Raw genomic sequence first — 26,099 nt, forward strand, 5'->3', positions numbered from 1 at the left:
CAGTACTCCCGTCAGTTGTTATTGTTTGGGTTCAGGCATCGGCGCCGGCGAGGACACGCAGGTGCTGATCGATGTCGACGTTGCGCCCGCTGACCACCACCACGATCGGTCCACGCGCTTCGATCAGGCCATCGAGCAGCGCGGCGATACCGACCGCCGCAGCGCCTTCCAGCACCAGACGTTCTTCGCGATAGGCATGGCGGATGGCGTTGGCGATAGAGGCTTCGCTGAGCAGGTGCAGGTGATCGCAACGTTCGCGGGTCATGTCGAAGGTGTAACGGTTGTCCAGACCGATGCCGCCGCCGAGCGAGTCGGCCAGGGTCGGCAGCTCTTCAACTTCCACCGGGAGTCCGGCCGCGAGACTGGCGTGCATGGCCGCGCCGCGCTGCATGCTGATGCCGTGGGTCACGATCCGCGGATTGGCGCTTTTAAGGGCCAGTGCCACGCCGGCAAACAGACCGCCACCGGATAAAGGCACCAGGATCTGCGCCACGTCCGGTTGCTGTTCGAGGATTTCCAGCCCGAGGGTGCCCTGCCCCGCGATGATGGACGGATGATCAAAAGGCGGCAGCAACGTCGCGCCCTCTGCGCCGGCAATCCGTTCGGCTTCGCGCTGGGCATCGTCCTGGGACTGGCCAACGATGCACACCTGCGCCCCGAGATCGCGAATGGCCTGGACCTTGTTCGCCGGCACGAGATGCGACAAACAAATGGTCGCCTTCACGCCTTGCCGGGAAGCGGCATACGCCAGTGCGCGACCATGATTGCCGGTCGAAGCCGCTACGACACCACAGGCTTTTTGCTCGGCGCTGAGTTGCGCCACGGCATTGCTCGCGCCGCGTAATTTGAAACTGCCGGTGATCTGCAGGGACTCGAGCTTGAGGTAAACCGCTACGCCCAGCTGCTGCGAAAGGCTCGGGGAATACTCCATGGGCGTACGCCGTACCAGCGATTCGATTCGCTGGCGAGCGAGGTAAATATCGTTTAGTTGCAGCGCTGACATGACCGCATCCCGACAGAGGTGTTGGGCGCAGTCTAAGAGGGCTGGATTGTCGCAATGAATGTACTAGGTCAATTTAGCCGACAAACTTTTTACGATCTTTTTTCCGTCTAGAAATCGTGAATTTGCGGGTACTGACCAAAAATCTCGCGCATGCCGATCAACGCATTGCGCATTTCTTCGTCGCTGCATTCAGCGCCCACACACACCCGGACCGCGCGCGGACGAGGCGTGCCGCGCACCGTGAACGGGTCAGGGGACGTGACTGCAATGTGCTTGTGACGCAGCGCCCGCACCAGGCTGTCGAGCTCCCAATGTGGCGGGATGCCGATCCAGGCATTCAACGCATGGGGGTGTTGGGCGAGCACGTAGTCCTCCAGGTATTCGGTGATCATCGCCTGGCGCCCGGCCAGTAATTTACGTTGCAAGCGCACCAGCGTGTCGGCGCGACCGTCGCGAATCCAGCGAGCGGCGATCTCGGAAACCATCGGCGTGGCCATCCAGCTGTTCACCCGCAGAATGCTCTCGGTGCGCAACGCCAGGCGTTTGGGCACCACGAGGTAGCCGATGCGCAAACCGGTCAACACCGACTTGGTCATGCTGGTGCAGTAGAACGACAGCTCTGGCAGGTAATGACTGATCGGCGGCGCCCGCTGTTCATCCAGCAAGGGGCCGTACACATCGTCTTCGATGACGTGCACGCCGAAGCGCCGGGCGATCTCGGCGATTTCACGCCGGCGACTGTCCGGCATCAGGCTGGTGGTCGGGTTGTTCAGGTTCGGCGTGCACACCAGCGCGGTGATCCGCTCGTTGCTGCACATGTCTTCGAAATGTTCCGGGTCGATCCCATAGCGGTCCATCTCCAACCCCTTGAGGGTGAAGCCCAGCACTTGAGAGTTGCCGATCACACCGTGGTCGGTGACCCCTTCGCAGAGCACCACATCATCAGGGCCGGCCAGCGAGGCCAGAGCGAGAAAAATCCCGTGTGCCGCGCCGTTGGTGATCAGGATGTCATCGCGCTCGACTTTCAGTCCCTGGCGCCCAATCCAGTGCATGGCCGCTTCGCGGTGCGATTCGAAACCGGCGATCGGGCGGAACGCGTGAATCCACGGCTGATCTTCTTCGGTGCTGAGCTCGCGGCAGGTCTCGCGCCAGAACAAATCATGCTCGCGGGTGTGCATGATCCGCGTGATGGAAAAATCCACCAGTGCCCGTTCAGGGCTGTCGAGAATATACGTGGCCACCCGATCGCTCATGCGCCGCGACACAAAACTACCGCGCCCGACCTCGCAACGGACCAGGCCCTGGCGCTCGAGTTCTTTATAGGCATTGGTGACTGTCTGCACGCTGATCCCCATGGCATCGGCCACGTGCCGCTGAGGGGGCAGGCGCTGATCGTTGGCCAGGACACCCTGTTCGATGTCGTCGGCGATCGCCTGCACCAGGATCTTGTATTTGGACTCGCCACTGCGGGCCATTTCCAATGCTGCTTTCCACTTGTCCATCAGCGTTCAAACCCGCGTCTGTGCTCGTCGGGACAGCATCCCGCGAGAATCCATGCAAAGCAATTGTCCTAGTGCAATGCAATGATGCGCAGGGCTTTTGTATGCTCGGTTCAAGGTCGATGCACGGGCTGTCCTCAAGCCCCCACAATAAAATCAATCGATCTGTACCGGTGCAGTGTCCCAATCAATGGAATCGGCCCTTGTACGCTTTGCTCTTGTAACACTGCCTCCTACCACAGAGCCGTCGACGACGGGTCCACAAGAAACAGGAGATTTTATCGATGAGCAATTTCCCCTTTGGTACCCCTCATGCTTTGCGTCGCCTGTTCGTGGCTTGCGCGATGTTCGGCCTGGCCGCCAGCGCTCACGCCGCCAGCACGCTGGAAACCGTCAAACAGAACAGCAGCATTCGCGTCGGCTATGCCAACGAAACCCCGTTCGCTTTTACCGAGACTGACGGCAGCGTCACCGGTGAGTCGCCGGAAATCGCCAAAATAATCTTTGCCAAAATGGGCATCAAAAAAGTCGATGGCGTTTTGACCGAGTGGGGTTCATTGATCCCGGGCCTGCGCGCCGGTCGGTTCGATGTGATTGCGGCAGGCATGTACATCACGCCCGCACGATGTAAGCAGGTGCTGTTCACCGACCCGCAATATCAGCTGCCGGACGCTCTGCTGACGGCTAAAGGCAATCCAAAAAACCTGCACAGCTATGAAGACATCGCCAAAAACCCTGACGTGAAACTGGCGATCATGGCCGGCACGGTGAACCTGGCGTATGCCCGGGATTCCGGTGTGAAAGACTCGCAGATTCTTCAGGTGCCCGACACGACCGCTCAGCTGCAGGCCGTGCGCGCCGGGCGTGCCGATGCCGCCGTGGGCACTCAGTTGACCATGAAAGGTCTGGCCAGCAAGGGGGGCGAGAAAGTCGAAGCGGTCACCGAATTCAAGGATGACCCATCGCATATCGGCTACGGCGCCCTCGCCTTCCGCCCGGAAGATAAAGACCTGCGTGATGCGGTCAACGCCGAGCTGAAAAAGTGGCTGGGCTCCGAAGAGCACCTGAAGGCGGTTGCCCCTTTCGGGTTCGACAAGTCCAACGTGACAAGCAAAACGGCTGCCGAGCTCTGCGCTCAATAGTCGAAACAGGCATGGCGCCACGGCGCGATGCCTTTTTCCCTGCTTAATCCGGATGGCCAGGTTTAAACCATGGGTGAATTACTTCCGCTATTGATTCAAGGCGCCTGGGTCACGCTCCAGGTGACCTTCTTCGGTTCGATACTGGCGATTGTCGCGGCCATCCTCGCGGCCCTCGGGCGCATGTCGCCATGGCGGCCGCTGCGCTGGTTTTCCGTTGCCTACATTGAAGTGTTTCGCGGCACGTCATTGCTCGTGCAGCTGTTCTGGCTGTTTTTTGTACTGCCGCTGCCGCCGTTCAACATCGAATTGAGCTCCTACAGCGTGGCCATCGTCGGCCTCGGACTGCACATCGGCGCCTATGGGGCCGAAGTGATGCGCGGGGCGATCAGCTCGGTGCCCAAGGGCCAATATGAAGCCTCGACGGCGCTGAACTTCAGTGGTTACAAGCGCTTCCGGCGAATCATCCTGCCCCAGGCGCTGCTGGCGGCTATCCCGCCGGGTACCAACCTGCTGATCGAGCTGCTGAAAAACACGTCACTGGTCTCGCTGATCACGTTGTCCGACCTGAGCTTCCGGGCTCGGCAACTGGATCAGGCCACCTTCCAGACGCTGGAAATCTTCAGCCTGGCGCTGGTGATGTATTTCGTCATGGCGCAAGCCATCAACCTGGGCATGCGTGCGCTTGAGCGCCGACTGGCTCGCGGACGGATGCGGGGAGGTCTGTCATGACATTGTTCGACTGGACCTACGCCTGGCAAATCCTCCCGGACTTGCTGCGCGCGTCGCTCAACACCGTAGGCATCACCCTGATAGGCTTTCTGATCGCCATCGTGCTGGGCCTGTTCCTGGCCATCGGCCGACGCAGCCGCAGGGTTTGGTTGTCGTGGCCGACCACAGGGTTGATCGAGTTCATCCGCAGCACGCCGCTGCTGATCCAGGTGTATTTCCTCTACTACGTGCTACCCAACTACGGCGTCAGCATGACCGCCATGCAAGTCGGGATTCTGGGTATCGGCCTGCATTACGCCTGCTACATCGCCGAGGTGTATCGCGGCGGTCTCGACGCCGTACCCCGGGCGCAGTGGGAGGCGGTAACGGCGCTGAACATCGCGCCCTACAGCGCTTATCGCAACATCATTTTGCCCCAGGCCCTGCGGCCGATCCTGCCGCCGTTGGGCAACTACCTGGTGGCGATGCTCAAGGACACGCCGGTGCTGTCGGCGATTACCGTGGTGGAAATCATGCAGCAAGCCAAGAACATCGGCTCCGAGAACTTCCGCTATCTGGAGCCGATCACCATGGTCGGTCTGTTTTTCCTCGCCCTGAGCATCGCTTTGGCTTATCTGGTACGGCGCCTTGAAGTGCGCCTGGAGCTACGCTAATGACCTCTCCACTTTCGACACCCAGCGACTTTTCACGGCACGGCAACGCGACTTCGCTGCACCCGCAGGAGACCCCGGCCATGCAGGCAACCTCATCGGTCAAGCCGATCGTCAGCTTCCAGGACGTCACCAAGAGCTACGGTAACTTCACGGTGCTCGACCACCTGAACCTCGACGTCACGCCGGGCGAAAAAGTCGCGATCATCGGCCCGAGTGGCTCGGGAAAATCCACGCTGTTGCGGGTCTTGATGACGCTGGAAGGTATCGACGACGGAGTGATCCGCATCGACGATGACCTATTGACGCATATGCCCAATCGCAACGGTGTGTTGGTGCCGGCCAATGACCGGCATATACGCCGGGTGCGCGGCAAGATCGGCATGGTGTTCCAGAGTTTCAACCTGTTCCCGCACATGACGGCGTTGCAAAACGTCATTGAAGCGCCTGTCCAGGTGCTCGGCATGAAACCCGCCGAGGCACGGGAGCGCGCAGCGGACTTGTTGGAACTGGTGGGGTTGGGCAGCAAACTCGGGCACTACCCTTCGCAGCTGTCCGGTGGCCAGCAACAGCGGGTGGCGATTGCCCGGGCGTTGGCGATGCGGCCCAAAGTCATGCTGTTCGATGAGGTGACATCGGCGCTGGACCCTGAATTATGCGGAGAAGTGCTCAATGTGATCCGCAAGCTCGGCACCGAGCACAACCTGACCATGTTGATGGTCACGCACCAGATGGGGTTCGCCCGGGAATTCGCGGATCGGGTGTGTTTCTTCTACAAGGGCCAGATTCATGAACAAGGGACGCCCACGCAGGTCTTCGAACACCCGCAGCAGGAGCGTACCTGCGCGTTTCTCAGCGCGGTGAAAGAGGCGAATTAGGAATGTTGAGGGGAATCTAATGTGGGAGTGAGCCTGCTCCGGGCGGCGTTCCGACGATAGCGGTGTATCAGGCGACATGGATTCGTCTGATACACCGCTATCGCGAGCAGGCTCACTCCCACAGGGGTTACGCGGTGTTTAAGGGTATTGCTGAACGTTGCCCTGCTGCTGGCCACCGTATTGCTGACCCGGAATCGCCTTCAGGTTGACCTCGACGCGACGGTTCTGTGCCCGCCCATTGACGTCGCCGTTGCTGGCAATCGGGTTATCCGGACCGGCACCGCGAGCCGACAGGTTGGCACCGCTGACACCTTGCGACGTCAGGTAGGTTGCAACGCTTTGGGCGCGACGCTGGGACAGGTCCATGTTGTGCTGACGGCTGCCGGTGCTGTCGGTGTAGCCGACGATTTCGATCTGGTTCTGGCTGAATTCTTTCAATGAGCTCGCCAGGTTGTTCAACGGCTGATAGAAGCTCGAAGCGATGTTCGCCGAATCGGTTGCGAACGTGATGTTGCCCGGCATGATCAACTTGATCTGATCGCCCTGGCGCTGCACTTCGACGCCAGTGTTGGCCATGCTGGCACGCAGTTTCTTCTCTTGCTGATCAGCGTAATAACCGTAACCGGCAGCAGAAGCACCGACCACCGCAGCGCCGATCAGCGCACCCTTGCCACGGTTGTTGTGGTCAATGGCAGCACCCGCGAGCGCGCCGGCCAGAGCGCCGAGGCCGCCGTACTTGGCTGTTTTGCTCATGCCCGTGGAACCGCCATCAGCCTGACCCTGGTTGTCATACGGGTTAGGCGACGCGCAGCCAGACAGCATGGCCATGGCAGTAGCGACAATAATCAAACGACGCGTGGTGAACATGAAGAGCTCCTACTTTTTGAATTCTGTGGTGCAACGGACTTAAGCATTCGTACTGTGCGGGCTGGACCTTTGCGGGCGTTTGATCATTTCCCGCGATAAAAATTCCGTTGCCTGGACGTCATGCCCGTACAAACGGGTTCTCGCGCATTTCATCACCCAAACGTGTGTCCGGGCCGTGACCGGTAACGACGGTTGCGTCTTCGTCGAGGGTGTACAAACGCTGTTTGATCGAACGCACGATGGTCGCCTGATCACCACCCCACAGATCCGTGCGCCCTACCCCACGACGGAACAATGTATCTCCGGCGATCAGCAGCTTGGCCTCTGAAAACCAAAAGCTCATGGAGCCCGGCGTATGGCCGGGCGTGTGCAGCGCGACACCACAACCACACGCCAGCTCTTCGTCATCGGCCAACCAGCGATCCGGCGAAGGCACGGGGGTGTAGGGAACACCGAACATCTGGCATTGCATCTCCAGATTGTCCCAAAGAAATTGATCTTCCTTGTGCAGGTGCAGGGTTGCGCCGGTTTTCTCCTTCATCTGACCAGAGGCCAGGAAGTGATCGAGGTGCGCATGGGTGTGAATGATGCTGACCACCTTCAGTCCGAGGGCGTCGAGGCGTGCCAGGATCAGTTCGTGGTTGCCACCCGGATCGACCACGATGGCCTTTTTGGTGATCGGATCGCCGATGATCGTGCAGTTGCACTGCAAAGGGCCGACGGGGAAAGTTTCGCGGATCAGGGTCGGTATCTGTGACATCGGGCGTGCTCGAAAAACATGAATAGGCAATTTTGGCACATTTGCATCAAGCCATTCGCTAGCGCCGTCTCAGAAACGCGCTAGCTCAATACTCCCAATTCCTTCGCCCGCGCCACCGCCTGCGTCCTGCGCTCAACGCCGAGTTTGCTGTTGATATGGCTGGCGTGGGTTTTGACTGTGTGCAGGGAGATGAACAGCTGGTCGCTGATTTCCTGGTTGGAACAGCCTTGGGCAATCAGTTTGAGCACGGCGAGTTCACGTGTACTGAGTTGTTCGCACGACGAGTGCGAAGGCTCGATAACGATGCGCGCAGCCACCGCTGGCAAGTGTTCAGACAAGCTGAGCGTGACGGCGTTTTTTGCGTGTTGATGCAATTGCTCGCGCAACCAGTCGGGGTGTTTGCTCAACAAACGCTCGAAGGGTTGCAGGACACCGCCACTCGCCGCTTCAAGCGACTGGGCGAAAGAATCCCGGGCCTGAGACTCTCGGCTGGATGCCAGCAGAATCTCGGTCTTCTGAACCAGCGCCATCACGCTGAGCATCTGCCGGCCCGTCTGCTGACCATTTTCGAGCAAGGCGTTCAATCGCCCCTCGGCCAGCATCGGTTGACCCTGGATGACTTCCAGCAGGGCCTGCTGCAATTCAATATGCAGCGGCAGTTGCGGGTGAAACTCAGGGGGTGCTGCGGGTTGCTCGCCGTTGTAGGTCTGGCCGAGGCGCGCCAGCCAGGCCTCAGCCAGGTCCGTGCGTCCCTGGGCCAGCCACAGTTCGCATTTGACCAGGGTGATCATCGCCAGGTAGTAAATCGGCGGCACGTCCCAGATGTGCATCAGCCGCTCGGCCTCGGCGAGTTCGGCGAAAGCTTTGGCAAACTCGCCGCTGTTGCCTTCAAGCCTGGCAATCACGCAATGGCCGATCAACACGCTGATATCGCGACAGGCCCGGGCTTCATTCAACCCGGCCAGCAAGCGTACTCGGGCGGCCTGTGGCTGCAGACGCATGGCGAGCAGAAACCCTTCGTACAACGTTAATCGTGCGCGCACGGCGTAAAGCCGTTGCGGTGATAAGCCCTGCAAACGTCGTAAACCCTGCCGGACCTCATCCAGCGCACGAAGAATCTCACCTCGCGCCTGCAACACCCGGGCGCGGTCGTAATGGGCCAGCGCCTCGAACAATGGATTGCCGACCCGTTGCGCCAGCTCCAGAGAGTCACGGTTCAGGCCGCGCGCGCGCCACAGGTCGCCATCGGCAATGGCCAGATTGGACAGGGTCGACAGGCACATCAATCGCTGGCCGTAACGCTTGGAAGGCAGGCTCTCCAGCGCTTCGGTGCAATACAGCAGGGTCAATTCGCGGTTGCCGCGCCCACGGGCGATGATTCCGCTCAAGGCCAGCCATTGCGCCAACATGGATTTCTGCGCCGTGGCCGAGGGGGCCGGCAGGAAGCGACTCAGGTGACTGGCCAGCTCCTCGGCGGCGTCCAGTTGGCAGGCCAGCCCCAGCGCCCAGCTGTACAGCACGATCAGTCGAGGGGTGCTGATCAGCAGGCTGTCGGGCAAGTCCATTTTCCAGCGCAGCAGCATGCCGACGTTCTGTTCGGCCAGGAGTTGTTCTTCAGAAAGGTTCTGTACCAGGTTCGCCGCGACGTCCAGATGCCCGGCGCGCAACGCCTGCTCCACGGCCTCATCCAGCAAGCCCTGTGCGTTGAACCAGCGACAGGCGCGCAGATGCAGGCTTGCGGCGGGCACGATCACCTGTGCGGTCGGGCGAGTACGCAAGAGATCGGAAAACAAATGGTGGTAGCGGTACCAATGTCCGTGCTCGTCCAGCGGCACCAGGAACACTTGATGGGCCAGCAGAAAACGCAATATTTCGGCGCTGTCATGGGCTTCGCGAACGGCGTCGCACAGCTCGCTGCAAAAACGTTCTTGTGGTGCGGTGTCGTACAGGAATGACTGCACTTCGGCGGGCAGGCAATCGATGACTTCTTCGAGCAAGTAGTCGCGGATCAACCCTTCCCCGCCGTGCAGGGACTGGGGTAATTCACCCTCGGTACCCGCTTCCGAAGCGGCCAGCAGCCAGAATCGCAGCCCGGCAACCCAGCCTTCACTGCGCTGGATCAGGTTCTCCAGCGCTTCGCCACGCAAGGACGTGCTGTGCCGATCGAGGAGCGTCAGCGCTTCATCGTGGGTCAGGCGCAAGTCCTGTTCGTGCAGTTCGAGCAGTTGCCGCGACAACCGCAGGCGCGCCAGATGCCAGTCCGGACGCTGCCGACTGGTGACCATCACGAGCAGGCCATCAGGAAGATGATTGAGGAAAAATTGCAGACAACGATCAAGCACCGGCCCTTGGGCCAAATGGTAATCGTCCAACACGAGCAGCAGTGGCGCGGTCGGTAACAAGTGCACGGCCAACTCATCGAGCAAACCGTCCAGCCATTCTTCGAAGGCAAACGGTTGATGCCGCTGACGCATTTTCAGCAGCCCCAGTGACTGGCTACCGAGTTTCGGGAAATAGTCTTGAAGGCCTTCGAGCAGTCGTTCCAGAAAGCGGCCAGGATCACTGTCACGCTGGCTCAATCCGAGCCAGAGGCTTTGCCAGTGAGCCGGTAGCCCCTGGCAGAATTCCACCGCCAGCGAACTCTTGCCAAACCCTGCCGGTGCACTGACCAGCAACAGCCTGCCACCGAGACCTGCACTCAGGCGCTCGCAAAGACGAGGTCGAAGCACATGGCCATCGGGCAACGGGGGGCGGAAAAAACGTCCGTCCAGTGCCGCGACGGCAACGCTTGCAGGGCCCGGGATAGGGGACAGATCAGTCATGGCCGGCTCTTGTTTGAATTGCTGATGGCGGCATTGCAGATGTCCGCAGACTAGCGGTAAACGCAGAGGGAATGAAGGTTATTGCAACAAATGACTACAAAAAGGCTACAAAGCGTTTCGACTTTGGGGGAGTCACGTTGCCCCTGTAGCAGCTGCCGAGCCTGCGAGGCTGCGTTCGATTTGAGATTCGGCGACTGCTGCGCAGTCGAACGCAGCCTCGCAGGCTCGGCAGCTGCTACACCGGCATCGGCATTGGCATTGGCATCGGCATTGGCATTGGCATCGGCATTGGCATTGGCATTGGCATTGGCATTGGCATTGGCATTGGCATCGGCATCGGCATCGGCATCGGCATCGGCATCGGCATCGGCATCGGCATCATTACCTTAATGAACACACAAAAAAAACGCCCCGAACCAGTCGGGGCGTTTCTAGAGGGTGCAGCCTCTGCTCAGTCCTTAGCGAACACCGTCCTGACGCAATGCGGCTGGCGTGAAGTCGCTGGTGGTGGCGGTAAAACCGAAGTCATATGCCGATTTCTCTTCGTTCTTCATGCCCAGTGCCAGGTAACGGCCCGATTGCAGGTCATACAGCACTTCCAGGGCGTACCACGGCACTTGCTTGTCGTAGTAGTCCTCGGCATGCGCCTCGGCCACACGCCACAGCTGACCGCGACCGTCGTAGTGATCGATGACCGCTGCTTGCCAGGTGTCTTCGTCGATGTAGAAATCACGTTTGGCGTAGATATGACGCTGACCTTCCTTCAGGGTCGCGACCACATGCCAGACCCGGCGCAACTCGTAACGCGTCAGGTCCTGGTTGATGTGGCCAGCCTTGATGATGTCGGCGTACTTGAGCGTCGGCGAGTCGATCTTGTAGCTGTCGGAGGCGATGTACATCTCCTTCTTGCCTTCAAGTTTCCAGTCGTAACGATCCGGCGCACCGTTGAACATGTCGAGGTTGTCGGAGGTGCGCAGGCCATCGGCAGCAGTACCCGGCCCGTCATAGGATACTTGCGGCGCACGACGCACACGACGCTGACCGGCGTTGTAGACCCACGCCGAGCGCGGTTCTTTAACCTGGTCGAGGGTTTCGTGCACCAGCAGCACGCCACCGGCCAGACGCGCCGGCGCGGTCACTTTCTGCTTGAAGTAGAACAGGATGTTGCCCGGGTTCGCTGGATCGTAATCCTTCATCTTGTCGCGGAACACGAACTGATCCTGGAAGTACACCAGGCTGAAAGAGCCGTTCGGCTGAGGCGTCGCCTGGGTAACGAGGCGAGTCACGCTACCGCCGCGATACCGGGTGATGTGGTTCCAGATGACTTCGACGCCGGTCTTCGGAATCGGGAATGGCACGGCGGTTTCGAAGTTTTCAAGACCGTTGCCGCCGGATACCAGCTTGGTGTTGGTGGCGTTTTTCTTGATGGACGCGAACACTTCATCCGGCACGGTCGAGCCGCGATGGGAGGTGTAGACCGGCATGATGAAGGTTTCCGGATAACGCTTGAACATCGCGTATTGGCCCGGAGCAAGCTTGTCCTTGTACTGGTCGACGTTCTTCGCCGTGATGGTGAACAGCGGTTTCTCACTGGCGAACGGGTTGGACAGGAAGCCTTTGCTGTCCACGGTCCCCGCGTTTTTCGGCAGTGGCTTCCAGGCCGGGATCGACCCGTCGGCATTGCCGGCCATTTCAGCGCCCATTGGCGTCAGGCTCTTGCCCAGCTTGTCCGCTTCGGCGGCAGGGACGGCGGCCATCACACTGGTCGCCAACAGCGAAAGTCCCAGAACACCGGCTTGGAATAGACTCTTTGTTATTTTCATATGTGTGTTCGTCCTGAAAATACAGTGCTTAGAAGTTCACGCCGACGCTGAGTGCAACAAAGTCGCGGTCGTCCACAGTGGTGTACTTGCCGTCGAAGAAGTTGGTGTAGGCCAGGCTCGCGGTGTAGGTGTTCTGGTACTCGGCATCGACGCCCAGGCTGACCGCTTTGCGACCTTCCTCGAAGTTGCCGCCAGGGCCAGGGGAGTAACCGCTTACGTCGTGGGACCAGGCCACGTTCGGTTTGAGGTTCACACCGGCAAACACGTCGTTGTATTCCCAGATGGCGCGACCGCGGTAGCCCCATGAGGTTGCCGTGGTGAAGCCTTCGTTGTCGCAATTGCGGCTGCGGTTGTTCTGCGGTGAACCAGGACCTGCACCGTTGATGGTGCTGGCGTTGAGGATGTTGGCGCAGGTATCGACGCCGCCAGTGGCTGGCAGCTCACCTGGACCGTAGACCGGATCACGGCCGTAACGCACATCGGAGGTGCTTTCCAGGCCACCGACGTGGGTCACGCCGACTTCACCGACCACGGTCAGACGGCTGGCGCCCATGACCTGATCGAAGAAGTGCGTCAGGGTGGTCTGGAACTGGGTCACTTCCTTGCGGCGATAACCGTGCAGGTCGGAACCCGGTGATGCCGAGAGCAGCGAAGCGTTGGTCAGCGCACCGCCCAGAGGACGAACACCGGCGAACAGGATGTCGGTGGAGTTGAGCTGCACCGGTGCGTTCGGACGGTAGCTGATCTCACCGCTCCACGCCGTACCGGTAGGCAGGGTGGTGGAGAAGCTCAGGCCGTAGAGGCGAATGTCTTCCGGGTATTCGATGAAGTATTGCGAGTTGCCGGCCACCAGCAGTGGTGCGAGTGCGGCGAATGGCCCAGGCAGACCCGCTGCCGTGTTGTAGACCGACTGCGGCGCACCCGTGGCGCTGAAGATCGGCGCACGGCTGTGGTAGTTCATGAAGTAGGCACCGAACTCGGTGTCCAGCGGGTCGAACATGTACTTCAAGGACGCGCCCCACTGGCCGCTGTCCCGAGCATCGCGATCCGGACCGCGACGAACCAGAACCCCTTCATCGTTGACATCGACTCCCGCGCCGGCCAATGGACCCAGGGCGATGGCTGGAATCTGCGAACGCTTGTTCAGCACGCGCAAGTTGTTGTCGCAACCGTCAGCAACGATGTCTGGCTGAGAGAAGAACGTGCCGCAGTTGTCGACGACGGTCTGGTCCCATTCCAGCTGGTAGAACGCTTCGCCTGAAAGGTTTTCGGTGAGGCTCTGCGAGACGTAGAACATGTTGACCGGGATCAGGCCTTCCTTGATCTCGGCACCGGGACGACGGAATGCGGAAACGTCGATCGGGTTGATCGAGTTGATACCGCCACCGATGAACGTACTTTCACCCCAGCTCACGACCTGCTTGCCCAGGCGGACGGAACCCGGCTGATCGGCAATGGCGTAGTTGTGGTAGATGAAGGCGTCGAGAATCTGGCCACCGGAAGACTTGGCGCCTTCCTTGCGGTTGTCGTTGCTGACGTTCTTGAACTCCAGGTCTTCGTTCTGCAGCGCGAAGTCGTACCAGTATTTGCCCCGTACGAAAACACCGGTATCGCCGTATTTCAGCTCAAGGTCATGGATGCCTTTGAAGATCTTCGAGAAGGCCTGGCCGCTCTTGAAGTTCAAGTGACCGTCGTCGGAGGTCTGGGACAGACCGTGACCGCCGTTGTTGACACCAATGAGGTTCTTGTTCGGCGACTGGGTTGAGACGCTCATACCCAGGGAGAGAGAAGAGTCGAACTGACCTTCGATTTCACCAATGTTGAAACTGACGCCGAATGCGGGCCCGGCGAGCGTAGAAGCAAGACTGACCGCCAGCGGCAATTTCGCCCGGCGCCAGAACTGGTTTACTGATGTCATCGACGCTACTCCATGTGCATTATTGTTATGGCAGTGAGTACTTTTAAAAACGCTGTGGATGACCGGAAACCAAGGTGTCCCGAAGTCATTCCCAAGGTGCATCGCCCCGTTTGTGCGTTTGCTCCGTTCTTAAAAATCCTTGAGCGGACTATAGCCAGCAGGTAGTAGAGCTTGATCCCTCTAAAGTGTGATTTGCAGCTGCCAGCCACTCTGGAACAGTCCTTTCGCCAGTCCGACAACTGTCGGCACGGGAAGAATGGCTGAAAATTCAGATTTCACAAGCCAAGCGCTTGCTTGGTGGGGCTGGCGTGCCTTTTCGGGCACGCCAGAAATGCTTAAAGCGTCGAGAGGAAGGTGCTGTTGTTGGCTTGCCACTCGGTGATGTCGATGCGAATTTTTTTCTTGTCGAGTTTGCCGACGCTGGTCTTGGGAATTTCAGTAACAAGGGCGATCTGGCTCGGGATGGCCCACTTGCTCAGGTGCCCCAGTTCCACGAACGGCTTGAGGTGTTCCTTGAGTTCCTTGGCCCCGATAATGTGGCCCTCGCGGATCACCAGCAACGCAAAAGGACGTTCTCCCCACTGCGGATCGGCGATGCCGACCACTGCTACTTCGCGTACCGCTACGTGGCGGCTGATCAGGTCTTCGAGGTCCAGGGAGGAAATCCATTCGCCACCCGTTTTGATCACGTCCTTGATGCGATCGCGAATGTCGATCACGCCCATGCTGTCCAGCGTCGCGACATCACCGGTATGCAGCCAGCCTCCGGCCCAGAGCTCTTTGCCTTTTTGCGGCTCGTTGAAATAGCCCTCGGTGAGCCACGGCGCGCGCAGCACCAGTTCACCTTGGGTCTCGCCATCAGCGGGCAGGAAGTTACCGTCAGTGTCGACAATCGCCGCTTCCACCAAGGGCCCTGGGACACCGGCCTTGATGCGATAAGTGGTGCGTTCGTCTTCCGAGCCCGCCATCAGCTCGTCGTTGAGGTGAGCGCACGACACCAGCGGACCGGTTTCCGACATGCCATAGGCGGCGGTCAGCTGTATGCCCTTGGCTTTGGCCGCTTCGTACAAGGCACGGTTCAGCGCGCTGCCACCAATGACGATTTTCCAGCCCCCGAAGTCGGTGTTCTGCGCGGCCTTGGCATTGAGGACCATTTGCAGAATGGTCGGCACACAGTGGGAAAAGGTAACCTTTTCCTTGCGCCACAGCTCCACCAGGTACTCAGGGTCATAGCGACCGGGATAAACCTGCTTCAGCCCGAGCATGGTCGCGACATACGGCAAGCCCCAGGCGTGAACGTGGAACATCGGGGTAATCGGCATGTACACATCGTTGGTGCCCAAGAGACGCACGCTGTCGATGGCGCCCATGATCGTCGACACGCCCATGGTGTGCAGCACCAGTTGCCGGTGGGTGAAGTACACGCCTTTGGGGTTGCCGGTGGTACCGGTGGTATAGAACGTGGTGGCGACCGAGTTTTCGTCAAAGTCCTGGAAGTCGTACTGCGGGCTCGCGTCTGCCAATAGCTGCTCGTACTCACCGACAAGGTTCGGCAGGTCAGCGGTTTTCTCCGGCAAATCGGTCAGCAGCAGGGTTTTATCGACGGTGGTCAGGTGGCCGGCAATCGCGTTGTAAAGCCCTACGAATTCGCTGTTGACCAATACGAATCGGTCCTCGGCGTGATTCATGGTGTATAGAATCTGTTCTGGTGACAGGCGCACGTTAATGGTGTGGATCACCGCACCGATCATCGGGATGGCGAACATGCACTCCAGATAGCGATGGCTGTCCCAGTCCATCACCGCCACGGTATCGCCCGCTTTAACACCGGCCTCCGTCAGCACATTGGCGAGTCGCGCAACTCTTTCGATCAGGGTTGGGTAGCTGTAACGCAACTGATCACGGTATACGATCTCGCGGGTCTTCTCGTAGCGAGCACCCGACATCAGCAGCCGTTTGATCAGCAGCGGGTATTGGTAAGCGCCTTCGGCTGGGGGGATAACGCGAGTCTGCAACATAAGAATCCCTTTTCCTGACTGCACGGTCGTGGCTGAAAGCAAGCACTCTAATGCCGTTGCACGAGTGCCAAATCAGCCGAAGGAATGATTCGGCGCCCGTGTAAAATGCTAGCTTTGCGCCACTATCAAGACGGGTTTCCGGGAATTTTCGCTGTTTGCCGTGTAAAACCTTGTAATGGATGCAGCATCGTTCGTGAGACCTACGTACCATTATCGATGTAACGAGCATGCCGGTAGACTTATAACTATTGACCGAAACATCGTCCCCTCTTCACAGTCAGGCACTTGCCATAACGCCTGCCTTGCCAATTGCCATCGGTATTGCATAGAACAATGAGCACTGAAGTGATCGCCCCTCTGGACCATTCCAAGATACAAGCGCCCCTGATTTCCATCGTGGCGCCTTGTTACAACGCGGAAAAATACCTGGAAGAAGCCATAAAGAGCATCTTCGGCCAGGAATACCCGAACTTCGAAGTCATCATCGTGGACGACGGGTCCAGCGACAACAGCATCGCAATGCTCAAGCAATTGCAGAACACCTATGACTTTCAGCTGTACACCCAGGCTAACCAGGGTGTGAGTGCGGCGCTCAACCATGGTTTGCGCTACGCCAAGGGTGAGTACGTGTCGACCCCCGACCTGGACGACATCATGCTGCCGCAGTCCTTGAAAGTCCGCGCCGAGTACCTCGACAAGCACCCGAATGTCGGTTGCGTCGGCGCGCTGATCATCTATATGGACAGCGAAGGCAAAACCCTCAAGCAGCAACAGCGCGATCAGATCCGTGTTTACACCTTCGATCAGATTCTCAGTCGCGCCGTGGTGATCGGCGCCCCGACTGCGCTCTACCGCATGAGTGCTATGCGCAATGCCGGCTTTTATGCGCCCAACCTGCGCGTACAGGACTTCCAGATGACCTTGCGCATTGCACGCCTGGGTTACGAGATCCATGAACTGCCGGTGTGCGTGACCCGCTATCGCCGCCACCCAAACAACCTGTCGAGAAAGTACAAGGTATTGCTGCAGGCGGACCTTGAAGCTATCGCACCGTACCTGAGCCATCCGGGCTATCAGAGCGGGCGTACGCAGTTGGTGAACAAAGCCCTCAAATACGCCGTGATCGAAGACAAGAAGGAAGCCTGGAAGCTGCTGCGTTCCATTCCGTGGCGACATTTGAATCGAACCAGCTTCAGACGCTTGAAACGCTTGATGCTGCATCACTGACAGATATTCACGCGTCCAAACTTCTTCCGCTTTCCAGGCATTGCCCATGAAATTTCTCGAAAAACTCAAAGAACGAAAAACCAGAAAACATCTCAAGCGCCTGGAAAAACTGCAAAGGGCTCCGGAAAAAATACGCCTGCGCTATCCCAAGTATGAAATCGGCGTAGGCACTTACGGTATTCCGAATGTGATGGAGTTCGGTGACGATACGATTCTGAAAGTCGGCTCTTACACATCGATCGCCGAGGGTGTGCAAATTTTGCTGGGCGGCGGACACCGTACCGACTGGGTCAGCACCTACCCGTTCCCCCTGATGATCGATGAAGCCCGGGACATTCCAGGTTGCAGCCCGACCAAGGGCGATGTGGTGATTGGCAGCGATTGCTGGATCTGCGCCAACGTGATGATCCTGTCCGGCGTGACGATCGGCCACGGCGCGGTGGTCGCGGCGGGTGCTGTCGTCACGCGTGACGTCGAACCCTATGCCATTGTCGGCGGCAACCCTTGCCGCCACATTCGCTGGCGGTTCGAGGAAGATGTGCGCAATGAACTGTTGGCGTCCGCCTGGTGGGACTGGCCGATGGAAGAGGTCAAAACCGCCTCTCGCCTGCTCTGCAGCAGTGATATGGAAGGTTTTCTGGATTACGTCCGCCAGCGTCAGGCGCCCACAGTCGACGCCACTTAAAGCAGATACGGCCGCAGCTGATAATGCCGCGGCCGCTGAACGCGCGTTAATGCATTTCGGTGAAGGCCAGTTTTACGCCGATGGCAATCAGTACCGCCCCCATCGTGCGATCAAACCAGTGGCCCATGCGAGCGAAGCCTGCGCGCACACGTTGCTGGCTGAACAGCATCGCCACCAGGCAAAACCACACCGCCGTCGCCACCGCGAGATAGATCCCGTAACCGGCCTGCACCGCCAATGGCGTGTGCGGGTTGATCACAACGGTAAACAGGGACAGGAAGAACAGCGTGGCTTTCGGGTTCAGGCCGTTGGTTACGAACCCCGACGTAAACGCTCCACGCGCAGTGCGCTGGCCGACTTCCTTGTGCAGATCGTCCGCAACCGGTTTGGCGGGCTGCGCACGCAGTGCCTTGAAGCCGATGTACAGCAGGTAAGCGGCGGCGGCCCACTTCAAGGCGTTGAACAGCACAATCGACTGAGACACGATCAGCCCAATGCCGAGCAACGAGTACCCCACGTGCAGGAAGATCGCCGAACCGACCCCCAGCGCCGTCCAGGTGCCGGCACGACGACCATGGGTCACGCTCTCGCGCACCACCACGGCAAAGTCGGGGCCGGGACTGGCCACGGCTAGCAGATGGATTAGGGCAACGGTCAAAAACTCTGTCCAGTACATGTGAAAATCCTTAAGAGGCAGGCTTGGCAAAAATCTAAAGGTAGCTTCGCAACTGTGGCGAGCGAGCACTAAGTAACTGATTGTTTCATCTGTTAGGCTCGGCAGATTACGCCTTCAGTTCACCGCACAAAAGGTACAGTTGATGACGAACACTCACCGCGCCGTTTTCCTCGACCATCCCTCCCTGGACCTGGGTGACCTCGATCTGAACCCGTTGCGCGCCTGCTTCAGCGATTTGCAACTGTTCGCCCAGACCACACCGGACCAGGTGATCGAACGCCTCAAGGGCGCCACGGTCGCGATCAGCAACAAAATCCTGATCGATGCCGCCGCCATCGCCGCCAGTCCCGAACTGAAGCTGATCCTGATCACCGCCACAGGCACCAACAATGTCGACCTCGCCGCCGCCCGCGCCCATGGCGTCACGGTGTGCAATTGCCAGGGTTACGGCACGCCCTCGGTCGCGCAACACACGATCATGCTCCTGTTGAACCTGGCAACGCGCCTGGCCGACTATCAGAAAGCGGTCAGTGAAGGACGCTGGCAGCAGGCGAAACAGTTCTGCCTGCTGGACTATCCGATCGTCGAACTGGAAGGGAAAACCCTCGGTTTGCTGGGCCACGGCGAACTGGGTGGCGCGGTCGCGCGACTGGCGCAAGCATTCGGCATGCGTGTGCTGCTGGGCCAGATTCCGGGGCGCCCTGCCCGGCCGGATCGGCTGCCACTGGCTGAACTACTGCCCCAGATCGATGCCTTGACGCTGCATTGCCCGCTCAATGAACACACCCGCCATTTCATCGGGGCCGCCGAACTGGCGTCGATGAAACCTGGCGCTTTCGTGGTCAACACCGCACGCGGCGGACTGATCGATGAACAGGCGTTGGCCGATGCCTTGCGCGGCGGCCACCTTGGAGGCGCGGCCACCGATGTGCTGAGCGTCGAGCCACCCACCGCCGGCAACCCGTTGCTGGCTCAGGACATTCCTCGACTGATTGTCACCCCGCACAATGCCTGGGGCAGCCGCGAAGCGCGCCAGCGTATCGTCGGGCAACTGACGGAAAACGCGCAGGGATACTTCAGCGGTAAAGCACTGCGGGTCGTCAGTTGATAGACTGCGGCACTTTTTTTCAGGGAGCAGATTATGGATCCGCGCAGTGAAGTACTGCTTCGTCAGGCCGAGTTATTCCAGGGTTCGGTGCTACTGGCCGGTTTGCCCGCCGATGATTTGCTCGCTCGCCTGCCTGGCGCCCATGGCTGGTGCTGGCACGCCGGCGATCAAGCAGCACTCGATGCCCGTTTCGCCGAGCGCAGCCACTTTGGCGTGACGGCGCCTGAGCGTGAGTTCGATTCCGCGGTGGTGTTTCTGCCCAAGTCCAAGGACCTGACTGACTACATTCTCAACGCCCTGGCCTCGCGCCTGGCCGGCCGGGAACTGTACCTGGTGGGTGAAAAGCGCAGCGGCATCGAAGGCGCCGCCAAGCAGCTCAACCCCTTTGGCAAGCCGCGCAAGCTCGACAGCGCGCGTCATTGTCAGCTTTGGCTGGTCACTGTTGCCGATGCGCCACAAGCCAAATCTTTGGAAAGCCTGGCCCAGACTTACGAGTTGCCGCTGGCCGAAGGTCCGCTGAAAGTCATCAGCCTGCCGGGCGTGTTCAGTCACGGTCGGCTTGATCGCGGCAGCGCGCTGCTGCTTGAACACCTGGACAAGTTGCCGAGCGGCCACTTGCTGGACTTCGGTTGCGGCGCCGGGGTATTGGGGGCTGCGGTCAAGCGGCGGTATCCGCACAACCAGGTCACCTTGCTCGACGTGGACGCCTTCGCTGCCGCGAGCAGCCGTCTGACACTGGCTGCCAATGGCCTGGAGGCCGACGTGATTACCGGCGACGGTATCGATGCGGCACCGATGGGTCTGAGTGCCATTCTGAGTAATCCACCGTTCCATGTCGGCGTGCACACCGATTACTTCGCAACCGAGAACTTGCTGCGAAAAGCAGCCAAACACCTGAAAAACGGCGGCGAACTACGCTTGGTTGCCAATAGCTTCCTGAAGTATCAACCCTTGATCGAAGAGCATCTGGGTGTCTGTGCGATCAAGGCTGAGGGACAGGGTTTCAGGATCTACCGCGCCAAGCGTGGCTGAAATTTCTTTTTAAAAAAGAGGCTTGCCCAATCGGATTTGCCTAGGCAGAATCCGCTCCGTCCTAGGGGAGTAGTCTCCCACGAGCGCCATGCTCGTCCGGCATACGTCAACATACTTGGTCCTCAGACCATGGCGTATGCGACCCAAGCGTCCGCATCAGACGGATCGCAGGGTTTGACAAGACCTATGACACGAACACCTTACCCGGGGCGGGAAGGCTGTACGTGTCATAGCCGTGTCGACCCGCCCCTTAGGAAAACCCCTGATGCTGGATTCTCTACTCGTTCCGACCGCAATCGTTGCCTTGGCCGAAATCGGCGACAAGACGCAACTGCTCGCGCTCATTCTCGCTGCCCGCTTTCGCAAGCCCTGGCCGATCATCGCCGGCATCGTCGCCGCAACCCTGGCCAACCATGCGGCGGCCGGCGCGGTGGGCGCCTGGGTCGGAGGTTTCTTCTCGAATTCGATGTTGCACTGGATCCTTGCCGTGAGCTTCGCCGCGACGGCGTTGTGGACCCTGGTGCCGGACAAGATGGATGACGACGAAGCCAGTACCGCGCGTAAATTCGGGCCATTCCTGACCACGCTGATCGCGTTCTTCCTCGCCGAGATGGGCGACAAAACCCAAGTCGCGACCGTGATGCTCGCGGCGCAATACCCGGAATTGTGGCTGGTGATCATCGGTACCACCCTGGGTATGTTGATTGCCAACGTACCGGTGGTTCTGGCGGGTAACTTTGCGGCGCACAAACTGCCGTTGACCCTTATCCGTCGCCTCGCGGCGTCGGCGTTTTTCATCCTGGCGATTGTCGCGGTGTACAAGGCGATGCAGAGCAGTGGCTGGATCTGACGCGGTAGTTGGGTAGACCGCGTTATCGTTCACCGTCAGTAGGCCAGCTTCCCAATTGGAATGCATTTCCCTGTGGGAGCCGGCCTGCTGGCGATGAGGCCCTTATGGACGATGAATCAACATCAGGACTTCGGCGCTTTCTCGTACAGAGGCATGACTTTCGGAATCGCCGCCTGCAGCGAAGCAATGCGACTGGCCGAGGCCGGGTGAGTGCTCATGAACTCCGGTGGCGAGCCTTCCGACGCCTTGGACATCTTGTTCCACAAGGTAATCGCGGCGTTCGGGTTGTAACCGGCGCGGGCTGCCAATTCCAGACCGATCAGGTCAGCTTCGTTTTCGTTGGAGCGACTGTTGGGCAGCGTCATACCGTAGTTAGCCACGGTGTCCGCCAGCGCCAGGCTGTCCTGGCCGAGACCGAACAATGCACCTGCCCCCTGCTTGGCCATCTCGATGCCATAGGCTTTGGACATCGCTTCACGACCGTGCTCGCGCAAGGCGTGAGCGATTTCATGGCCCATGATGGCAGCGATTTCATCATCGGTGAGTTTCAGGCTGTCGATCAGACCGGTGTAGAAAATGATCTTGCCGCCAGGCCCGCAGTTGGCGTTGAGCTCATCGCTCTTGATCAGATTCACTTCCCATTTCCACTGCGCCGAATCCGGGCGAAACACGGGTGCCTGAGCAATCAGTCGATCAGCGATCGCCTGCACGCGCTTGGCTTCGCTACTGGTTTTGTCCAGCACGCCCTTGCTGGTCGCCTCACCCAAGGTCTTTTGATAAGACTGGGCGTACATCTGGTTGACCTCGTCCGTCGACAACATGCTGAACATGTATTGCTTGCGCTCAACGCCCACGGCCCCGCCGCTGGTGGTGTTGACCGACTGACAACCGGCGAGCAGCAAACTTGCGCTCAGTGCACACAAAACCAATGTCTTGTTCATCGAAAAGCTCCTTGAAAACATGCGGCGTATCCTAGGCGCGCAATTGTATCTGCGCCAGATACATCCGTCGTGACGAAACACATTTCAGATAGATCTCGAAAAGATCAAAAGATCACGGGCTTAGATTTTCCGGTTTTGATTGTCTACAAACTGCAGAGACGCCCCTACCCCGGGGTTAAACACTCCGGCGCATTGAGCTTTGGATCATTCACCAGATTGGCCAATACCCGCTCGCGCAACGGAATGGGCTCACTGGCCAGCAGCGCCTGCAGCACATGCAACGGCGTTTCGGGATTGAGCCACGCTTCCTGTCCCGCCGCATCGAGAATCAACGGACGACGCTGACTCGCCGCCGGCTGGGTGATAACTGCGGTGCTCAGCCAGACCTGTTCCTGCACCGGATACGCCTCCCAGATCGCCGCAAAGCACAGCGCCGAGCCTTCTCCCGGCGTCAGCCAGTACGGACGTTTACGCGTCGTACCGCGCCATTCGTAGAAGCCGTTGGCTGGCAGCAGGCAACGGCGCAGGCGAAAGGCCTCGCGAAACATCGGTTGTTCCGCAACGGTTTCAGCCCGGGCATGGGCCGGCGTGCGGGACAGGTCGGTCAGCCATGGCGGCGTCAGACCCCAGCGGGCACGGGCCAATTCACGTTGGCCGTCGACGTTCGCGCGCAGCATCAGCACCGAATCGGTAGGGGAAATGTTCCAATGGGCCTGCTGATCGGCCGGAAAACCTGGCAGCGCCGCGAAGGCGGGGTTCCAGCGAAACAGGGCATAACGTCCACACATGGGGCAGCACGACTCTTGATAAAACGAACGTCAGCCTAACAGACCAGCGTGCCGGGAAAACTCTCCGGCTCATCACCGGGAAGCGGCAGCGCGGCATTGTACGCGGTGATCAGTTCTCGGGCGTATACGGCCTGGTCATTATCCACTGACAGCCCCAACAACCCGAAGATTGGCAATTCGCCGGTGCCACCGACCAAGTCACGACCCTCCAGATGAGCCTCGATGCCTTCGCTGGCCAGCATGCCCTGCAGCAACTCGCCTTCCATCAGGTTTTCCGGTTCGTAGATTCGCTGCATGGACGCCCCCTCACTCGTTTTCACTGAAAACTTCGAGATGCCACTCTTCTCCTTCGACCTGCAACACGAATGTGATGGGTCGACAACACACCTGACAATCCTCGATATAGGTTTGATCGCCCCCCGACAAGTCCACTGTCGTCTCAACCTCTTCACCACAATACGGACATTCATACAGTGCCGATTCCAGCATCGCGGTCTCCCAAGTGACTTGTGCGTATAATCGCCGGTCTATTTGCAGGGCTATTTTTGTCTGTCTAACTTTTTCAGACCGTGCCCTGTTGGTTTTCGATCAAAACCTTTACTTACCCTAGCCGTTTCTAACAAGAGAGCATGATGGGCGAATTCGATACCATCCGACCTTACGACGACAGCGAAGTCCCAGCGGTGCTGGCTCGGCTGCTCAGCGACAAGGCGTTTCTAGATATCCTCACCCACTTTCGCTTCCCGCGCTTTGCCGGTGCTTTAGGCTGGGCGCTCAAACCTCTTATAGCTCATCGGTTGCGCCGTGAGTTCGCCGGCGTCAATTCGGTGGCTACGCTGCAGGACAAAGTCGAGGTTTACGTCGACCACACCATCGAGCGCGCCACCGACGGCGTGACCTACAGCGGCGTGGAACAATTCAAGTCCGGCAGTGCGTACCTGTTCATCGCCAACCATCGCGACATCGTCATGGACCCGGCATTCGTCAACTATGCCGTGTACCACGCCGGCCTGCCGACCCCGCGTATCGCCATCGGCGACAACCTGCTGCAGAAGCCGTTCGTCAGCGACCTGATGCGCCTCAACAAGAGTTTTATCGTGCATCGCTCGATCACTGGTCGGCGCGAAAAAATGGCGGCTTATCAGCTGCTGTCGGCGTACATCAACCACTCGATCCGCAACGATTGCGCCTCGATCTGGATTGCCCAGGCTGAAGGTCGGGCCAAAGACGGTGACGACCGTACCGAGTCGGCGATCCTCAAGATGTTTCACATGAGTCGCAAGGACGAGCCGTTCGGCGAAGTCATCCGGTCCCTGAATGTGACCCCGGTGTCGATCAGTTACGAATACGATCCCTGCGATCAGGCCAAGGCTCGCGAACTCTTTATCCGCGCCACCACTGGCACCTACACCAAGGTGCCGGGCGAGGATGATGTGAGCATTGCCAAAGGCATTACCGGGTACAAGGGTCGAGTCCACGTGAATTTTGCCGCACCGATCACGCAGATGTTCGACGACACCAAGCAATTGGCGATCGAAATGGACAAGCAGATTCTGGGTGGTTATCGCTTGTTCCCGGTGCATTACCTGGCATACGCCCAATGGCAAGACGCCGACCCGCAATTGCAGGTGCCGAAAGCCGCCGAAGTGTTTGCGGCCGACGAACTGGCCAAGGCCCAGGAAGAATGGCAACGTCGCCTGGATGAATGCCCTCAGGAGCATCGCCCGTTCCTGGTTCAGCAATATGCGACACCGGTGCGCAATCAGTACCGGGTTAAGGCGGGATTGCCGCTTTAACGTTTTTGGCTGGATACGATAACGATCCCCCGTGGAGAGGGACTTGTCCCCGTTGGGCTGCGAAGCGGCCCTAAAACTGAAATCACATTTTCAGACTGATCGGGCACTTGAATTACGATTGCTGCGCAGCCGAACGGGGACAAGTCCCCTCGCCACAGGAATTTGTGGCCGTGCTTCAGACGCGCGTGCTGATCCACGAAACGAGCAACGCCAGCCCCAGGCAGGCAAAGCCGAATCGATAGAAAAAACGGTTCATGCGCAAGGTTGCCCAATCCAGGATCGGCTCTTCGCTCGGGCGGCTCTGGCGCTGAGACGCAAGACTGGCCAGCGCGCGTTGCTCGCGACGACGCGTAGCGTGCAGCAACCAGCCGCCGGGAAAGGCAAGCAGCAGGGCCAGCAGGTTGATCAATTTGGCGGGATGGGCGGTAAACAGCGTCATCAAATGCAGCGACATCACGGACCTCAAGCAAAACAGCTGTGGCAGCGCCGGACCGGCGACCGCGCGGCAGATTCTACCGAAAGCCTCTTCGCTTGCCCTTCCTTTCCGACAAATAACGAAGCAACTGACCCAATACTGCCTTGTGTCACGGCGACGTCATCTAATTGCGGCAGTCTGGCGCCCCTCGAAACCGACAGGGAAACCGTCATGCTGCACGCCGAAAACCAGGATCGTCTCTACCTCATCGCCCAAAGCGACGAACAACAGAACCTCGTGGGAAGCCTCGCCTTCAACGTTCAAGACCGCCACTGGCTGGTGTATTGCGCATTGGGCGGTCATCAGCACGCGGACTTGCCGGAGACCGATTTGCTGACGGGCGTGAGCGTGCTGGACTTTTATTCGCAAGCTGCCTGACCACAGAAGGGCTCTGTATCAGCCATAAAAAAAC

The 26,099-nt window shown here is 59.2% G+C and carries 26 protein-coding genes and 1 riboswitch; of the genes, 12 read left to right on the top strand and 14 right to left on the bottom strand.

Annotation, left to right across the window (positions count from 1 at the left end; all coding sequences use genetic code 11):
• Positions 1–31: 31 nt before the first annotated feature.
• Together eutB and ehuR are read right to left on the bottom strand one after the other, a co-directional pair.
• Positions 32–1,003 carry a hydroxyectoine utilization dehydratase EutB gene (gene eutB, locus H7698_RS21145; protein ID WP_194692715.1) on the bottom strand — a complete coding sequence of 324 codons (972 nt, stop codon included), beginning with the start codon at positions 1,001–1,003 and terminating at the stop codon, positions 32–34.
• 107 nt (positions 1,004–1,110) lie between these two features.
• On the bottom strand, positions 1,111–2,505 hold the full coding sequence (gene ehuR, locus H7698_RS21150; RefSeq protein WP_194692716.1) for a MocR-like ectoine utilization transcription factor EhuR: 1,395 nt from the start codon (positions 2,503–2,505) through the stop codon (positions 1,111–1,113).
• Positions 2,506–2,786: 281 nt separating this feature from the next.
• On the opposite strand from ehuR, the gene ehuB reads away from it, so the two are divergent.
• The 4 genes from ehuB (at position 2,787) to ehuA (ending at position 5,901) form a co-directional block, all read left to right on the top strand.
• Complete coding sequence (ehuB, locus tag H7698_RS21155; RefSeq protein ID WP_162437203.1) at positions 2,787–3,644, top strand: ectoine/hydroxyectoine ABC transporter substrate-binding protein EhuB; 858 nt, start codon at positions 2,787–2,789, stop codon at positions 3,642–3,644.
• A gap of 69 nt (positions 3,645–3,713) precedes the next feature.
• Entirely contained in the window at positions 3,714–4,373 is a 660-nt protein-coding gene (ehuC, locus tag H7698_RS21160) for an ectoine/hydroxyectoine ABC transporter permease subunit EhuC (RefSeq protein ID WP_162437202.1), read from the top strand.
• The gene (gene ehuD, locus H7698_RS21165) at positions 4,370–5,026 is read left to right on the top strand and encodes an ectoine/hydroxyectoine ABC transporter permease subunit EhuD (RefSeq protein ID WP_162437201.1); all 657 of its coding nucleotides are present in this window, start codon (positions 4,370–4,372) and stop codon (positions 5,024–5,026) included. The genes ehuC and ehuD overlap by 4 nt, the downstream gene beginning before the upstream one ends.
• Before the next feature lie 80 nt (positions 5,027–5,106).
• A complete protein-coding gene (gene ehuA / locus H7698_RS21170; protein WP_162437268.1) occupies positions 5,107–5,901 on the top strand; it encodes an ectoine/hydroxyectoine ABC transporter ATP-binding protein EhuA in 795 nt (264 codons plus the stop codon).
• Between the two features lie 138 nt (positions 5,902–6,039).
• On the opposite strand, the gene H7698_RS21175 is transcribed toward ehuA, so the two are convergent.
• The 3 genes from H7698_RS21175 to H7698_RS21185 form a co-directional block, all read right to left on the bottom strand.
• On the bottom strand, positions 6,040–6,768 hold the full coding sequence (locus H7698_RS21175) for an OmpA family protein (protein ID WP_162437200.1): 729 nt from the start codon (positions 6,766–6,768) through the stop codon (positions 6,040–6,042).
• Between the two features lie 118 nt (positions 6,769–6,886).
• Complete coding sequence (locus H7698_RS21180) at positions 6,887–7,528, bottom strand: MBL fold metallo-hydrolase (protein WP_162437199.1); 642 nt, start codon at positions 7,526–7,528, stop codon at positions 6,887–6,889.
• 80 nt (positions 7,529–7,608) lie between these two features.
• Complete coding sequence (locus H7698_RS21185) at positions 7,609–10,350, bottom strand: LuxR C-terminal-related transcriptional regulator (protein WP_194692717.1); 2,742 nt, start codon at positions 10,348–10,350, stop codon at positions 7,609–7,611.
• Between the two features lie 180 nt (positions 10,351–10,530).
• Between H7698_RS21185 and H7698_RS21190 the strand changes: the two genes are divergently transcribed.
• Positions 10,531–10,740 carry a hypothetical protein gene (locus tag H7698_RS21190; protein WP_194692718.1) on the top strand — a complete coding sequence of 70 codons (210 nt, stop codon included), beginning with the start codon at positions 10,531–10,533 and terminating at the stop codon, positions 10,738–10,740.
• A gap of 68 nt (positions 10,741–10,808) precedes the next feature.
• Here the strand turns inward: H7698_RS21190 and H7698_RS21195 are convergent, their stop codons facing one another.
• The 3 genes from H7698_RS21195 to H7698_RS21205 form a co-directional block, all read right to left on the bottom strand.
• Positions 10,809–12,173 carry a DUF1329 domain-containing protein gene (locus tag H7698_RS21195; RefSeq protein WP_162437196.1) on the bottom strand — a complete coding sequence of 455 codons (1,365 nt, stop codon included), beginning with the start codon at positions 12,171–12,173 and terminating at the stop codon, positions 10,809–10,811.
• Between the two features lie 28 nt (positions 12,174–12,201).
• A complete protein-coding gene (locus tag H7698_RS21200; RefSeq protein WP_162437195.1) occupies positions 12,202–14,091 on the bottom strand; it encodes a DUF1302 domain-containing protein in 1,890 nt (629 codons plus the stop codon).
• Between the two features lie 335 nt (positions 14,092–14,426).
• The gene (locus H7698_RS21205; RefSeq protein ID WP_194692719.1) at positions 14,427–16,109 is read right to left on the bottom strand and encodes a fatty acid--CoA ligase; all 1,683 of its coding nucleotides are present in this window, start codon (positions 16,107–16,109) and stop codon (positions 14,427–14,429) included.
• Positions 16,110–16,442: 333 nt separating this feature from the next.
• Between H7698_RS21205 and H7698_RS21210 the strand changes: the two genes are divergently transcribed.
• Both H7698_RS21210 and H7698_RS21215 read left to right on the top strand, forming a co-directional pair.
• A complete protein-coding gene (locus H7698_RS21210; protein ID WP_194692720.1) occupies positions 16,443–17,336 on the top strand; it encodes a glycosyltransferase family 2 protein in 894 nt (297 codons plus the stop codon).
• A 46-nt stretch (positions 17,337–17,382) separates the two neighbouring features.
• Entirely contained in the window at positions 17,383–18,021 is a 639-nt protein-coding gene (locus tag H7698_RS21215; protein ID WP_194692721.1) for a CatB-related O-acetyltransferase, read from the top strand.
• 46 nt (positions 18,022–18,067) lie between these two features.
• Here the strand turns inward: H7698_RS21215 and H7698_RS21220 are convergent, their stop codons facing one another.
• Positions 18,068–18,697, bottom strand: a complete 630-nt coding sequence (locus H7698_RS21220) for a LysE family translocator (protein WP_194692722.1) — start codon at positions 18,695–18,697, stop codon at positions 18,068–18,070.
• A gap of 142 nt (positions 18,698–18,839) precedes the next feature.
• Here H7698_RS21220 and H7698_RS21225 point away from each other — a divergent pair, with 142 nt between their 5' ends.
• The 3 genes from H7698_RS21225 (at position 18,840) to H7698_RS21235 (ending at position 21,687) form a co-directional block, all read left to right on the top strand.
• The gene (locus tag H7698_RS21225) at positions 18,840–19,805 is read left to right on the top strand and encodes a 2-hydroxyacid dehydrogenase (protein WP_194692723.1); all 966 of its coding nucleotides are present in this window, start codon (positions 18,840–18,842) and stop codon (positions 19,803–19,805) included.
• 33 nt (positions 19,806–19,838) lie between these two features.
• Positions 19,839–20,837 carry a class I SAM-dependent methyltransferase gene (locus tag H7698_RS21230; protein ID WP_162437189.1) on the top strand — a complete coding sequence of 333 codons (999 nt, stop codon included), beginning with the start codon at positions 19,839–19,841 and terminating at the stop codon, positions 20,835–20,837.
• Positions 20,838–20,888: 51 nt separating this feature from the next.
• Positions 20,889–21,013: riboswitch (yybP-ykoY riboswitch) on the top strand.
• 89 nt (positions 21,014–21,102) lie between these two features.
• Positions 21,103–21,687 (top strand): TMEM165/GDT1 family protein, encoded by a 585-nt coding sequence (locus H7698_RS21235; RefSeq protein ID WP_194692724.1) that lies wholly within the window; start codon positions 21,103–21,105, stop codon positions 21,685–21,687.
• A gap of 122 nt (positions 21,688–21,809) precedes the next feature.
• Here H7698_RS21235 and H7698_RS21240 read toward each other — a convergent pair whose 3' ends face one another.
• The 4 genes from H7698_RS21240 to H7698_RS21255 all read right to left on the bottom strand — a co-directional run bounded on the left by H7698_RS21240 (position 21,810) and on the right by H7698_RS21255 (position 23,905).
• A complete protein-coding gene (locus H7698_RS21240; RefSeq protein ID WP_162437187.1) occupies positions 21,810–22,628 on the bottom strand; it encodes a M48 family metallopeptidase in 819 nt (272 codons plus the stop codon).
• 164 nt (positions 22,629–22,792) lie between these two features.
• Positions 22,793–23,416 carry an SOS response-associated peptidase gene (locus H7698_RS21245; protein WP_194692725.1) on the bottom strand — a complete coding sequence of 208 codons (624 nt, stop codon included), beginning with the start codon at positions 23,414–23,416 and terminating at the stop codon, positions 22,793–22,795.
• A gap of 35 nt (positions 23,417–23,451) precedes the next feature.
• Positions 23,452–23,712: a putative signal transducing protein gene (locus H7698_RS21250; RefSeq protein ID WP_162437185.1), complete on the bottom strand. Its 261-nt coding sequence runs from the start codon at positions 23,710–23,712 to the stop codon at positions 23,452–23,454.
• Between the two features lie 10 nt (positions 23,713–23,722).
• Complete coding sequence (locus H7698_RS21255) at positions 23,723–23,905, bottom strand: CPXCG motif-containing cysteine-rich protein (RefSeq protein WP_162437184.1); 183 nt, start codon at positions 23,903–23,905, stop codon at positions 23,723–23,725.
• Between the two features lie 140 nt (positions 23,906–24,045).
• Here H7698_RS21255 and H7698_RS21260 point away from each other — a divergent pair, with 140 nt between their 5' ends.
• A complete protein-coding gene (locus tag H7698_RS21260) occupies positions 24,046–25,212 on the top strand; it encodes a 1-acyl-sn-glycerol-3-phosphate acyltransferase (protein ID WP_194692726.1) in 1,167 nt (388 codons plus the stop codon).
• A gap of 175 nt (positions 25,213–25,387) precedes the next feature.
• Here the strand turns inward: H7698_RS21260 and H7698_RS21265 are convergent, their stop codons facing one another.
• Positions 25,388–25,666: a hypothetical protein gene (locus tag H7698_RS21265; RefSeq protein WP_194692727.1), complete on the bottom strand. Its 279-nt coding sequence runs from the start codon at positions 25,664–25,666 to the stop codon at positions 25,388–25,390.
• A gap of 192 nt (positions 25,667–25,858) precedes the next feature.
• Between H7698_RS21265 and H7698_RS21270 the strand changes: the two genes are divergently transcribed.
• Positions 25,859–26,065, top strand: a complete 207-nt coding sequence (locus H7698_RS21270) for a hypothetical protein (RefSeq protein WP_010458215.1) — start codon at positions 25,859–25,861, stop codon at positions 26,063–26,065.
• Positions 26,066–26,099: the final 34 nt, after the last annotated feature.

Origin of the sequence: Pseudomonas sp. p50(2008) (assembly GCF_015351605.1) — a bacterium.
Taxonomy (GTDB): Bacteria; Pseudomonadota; Gammaproteobacteria; order Pseudomonadales; family Pseudomonadaceae; genus Aquipseudomonas.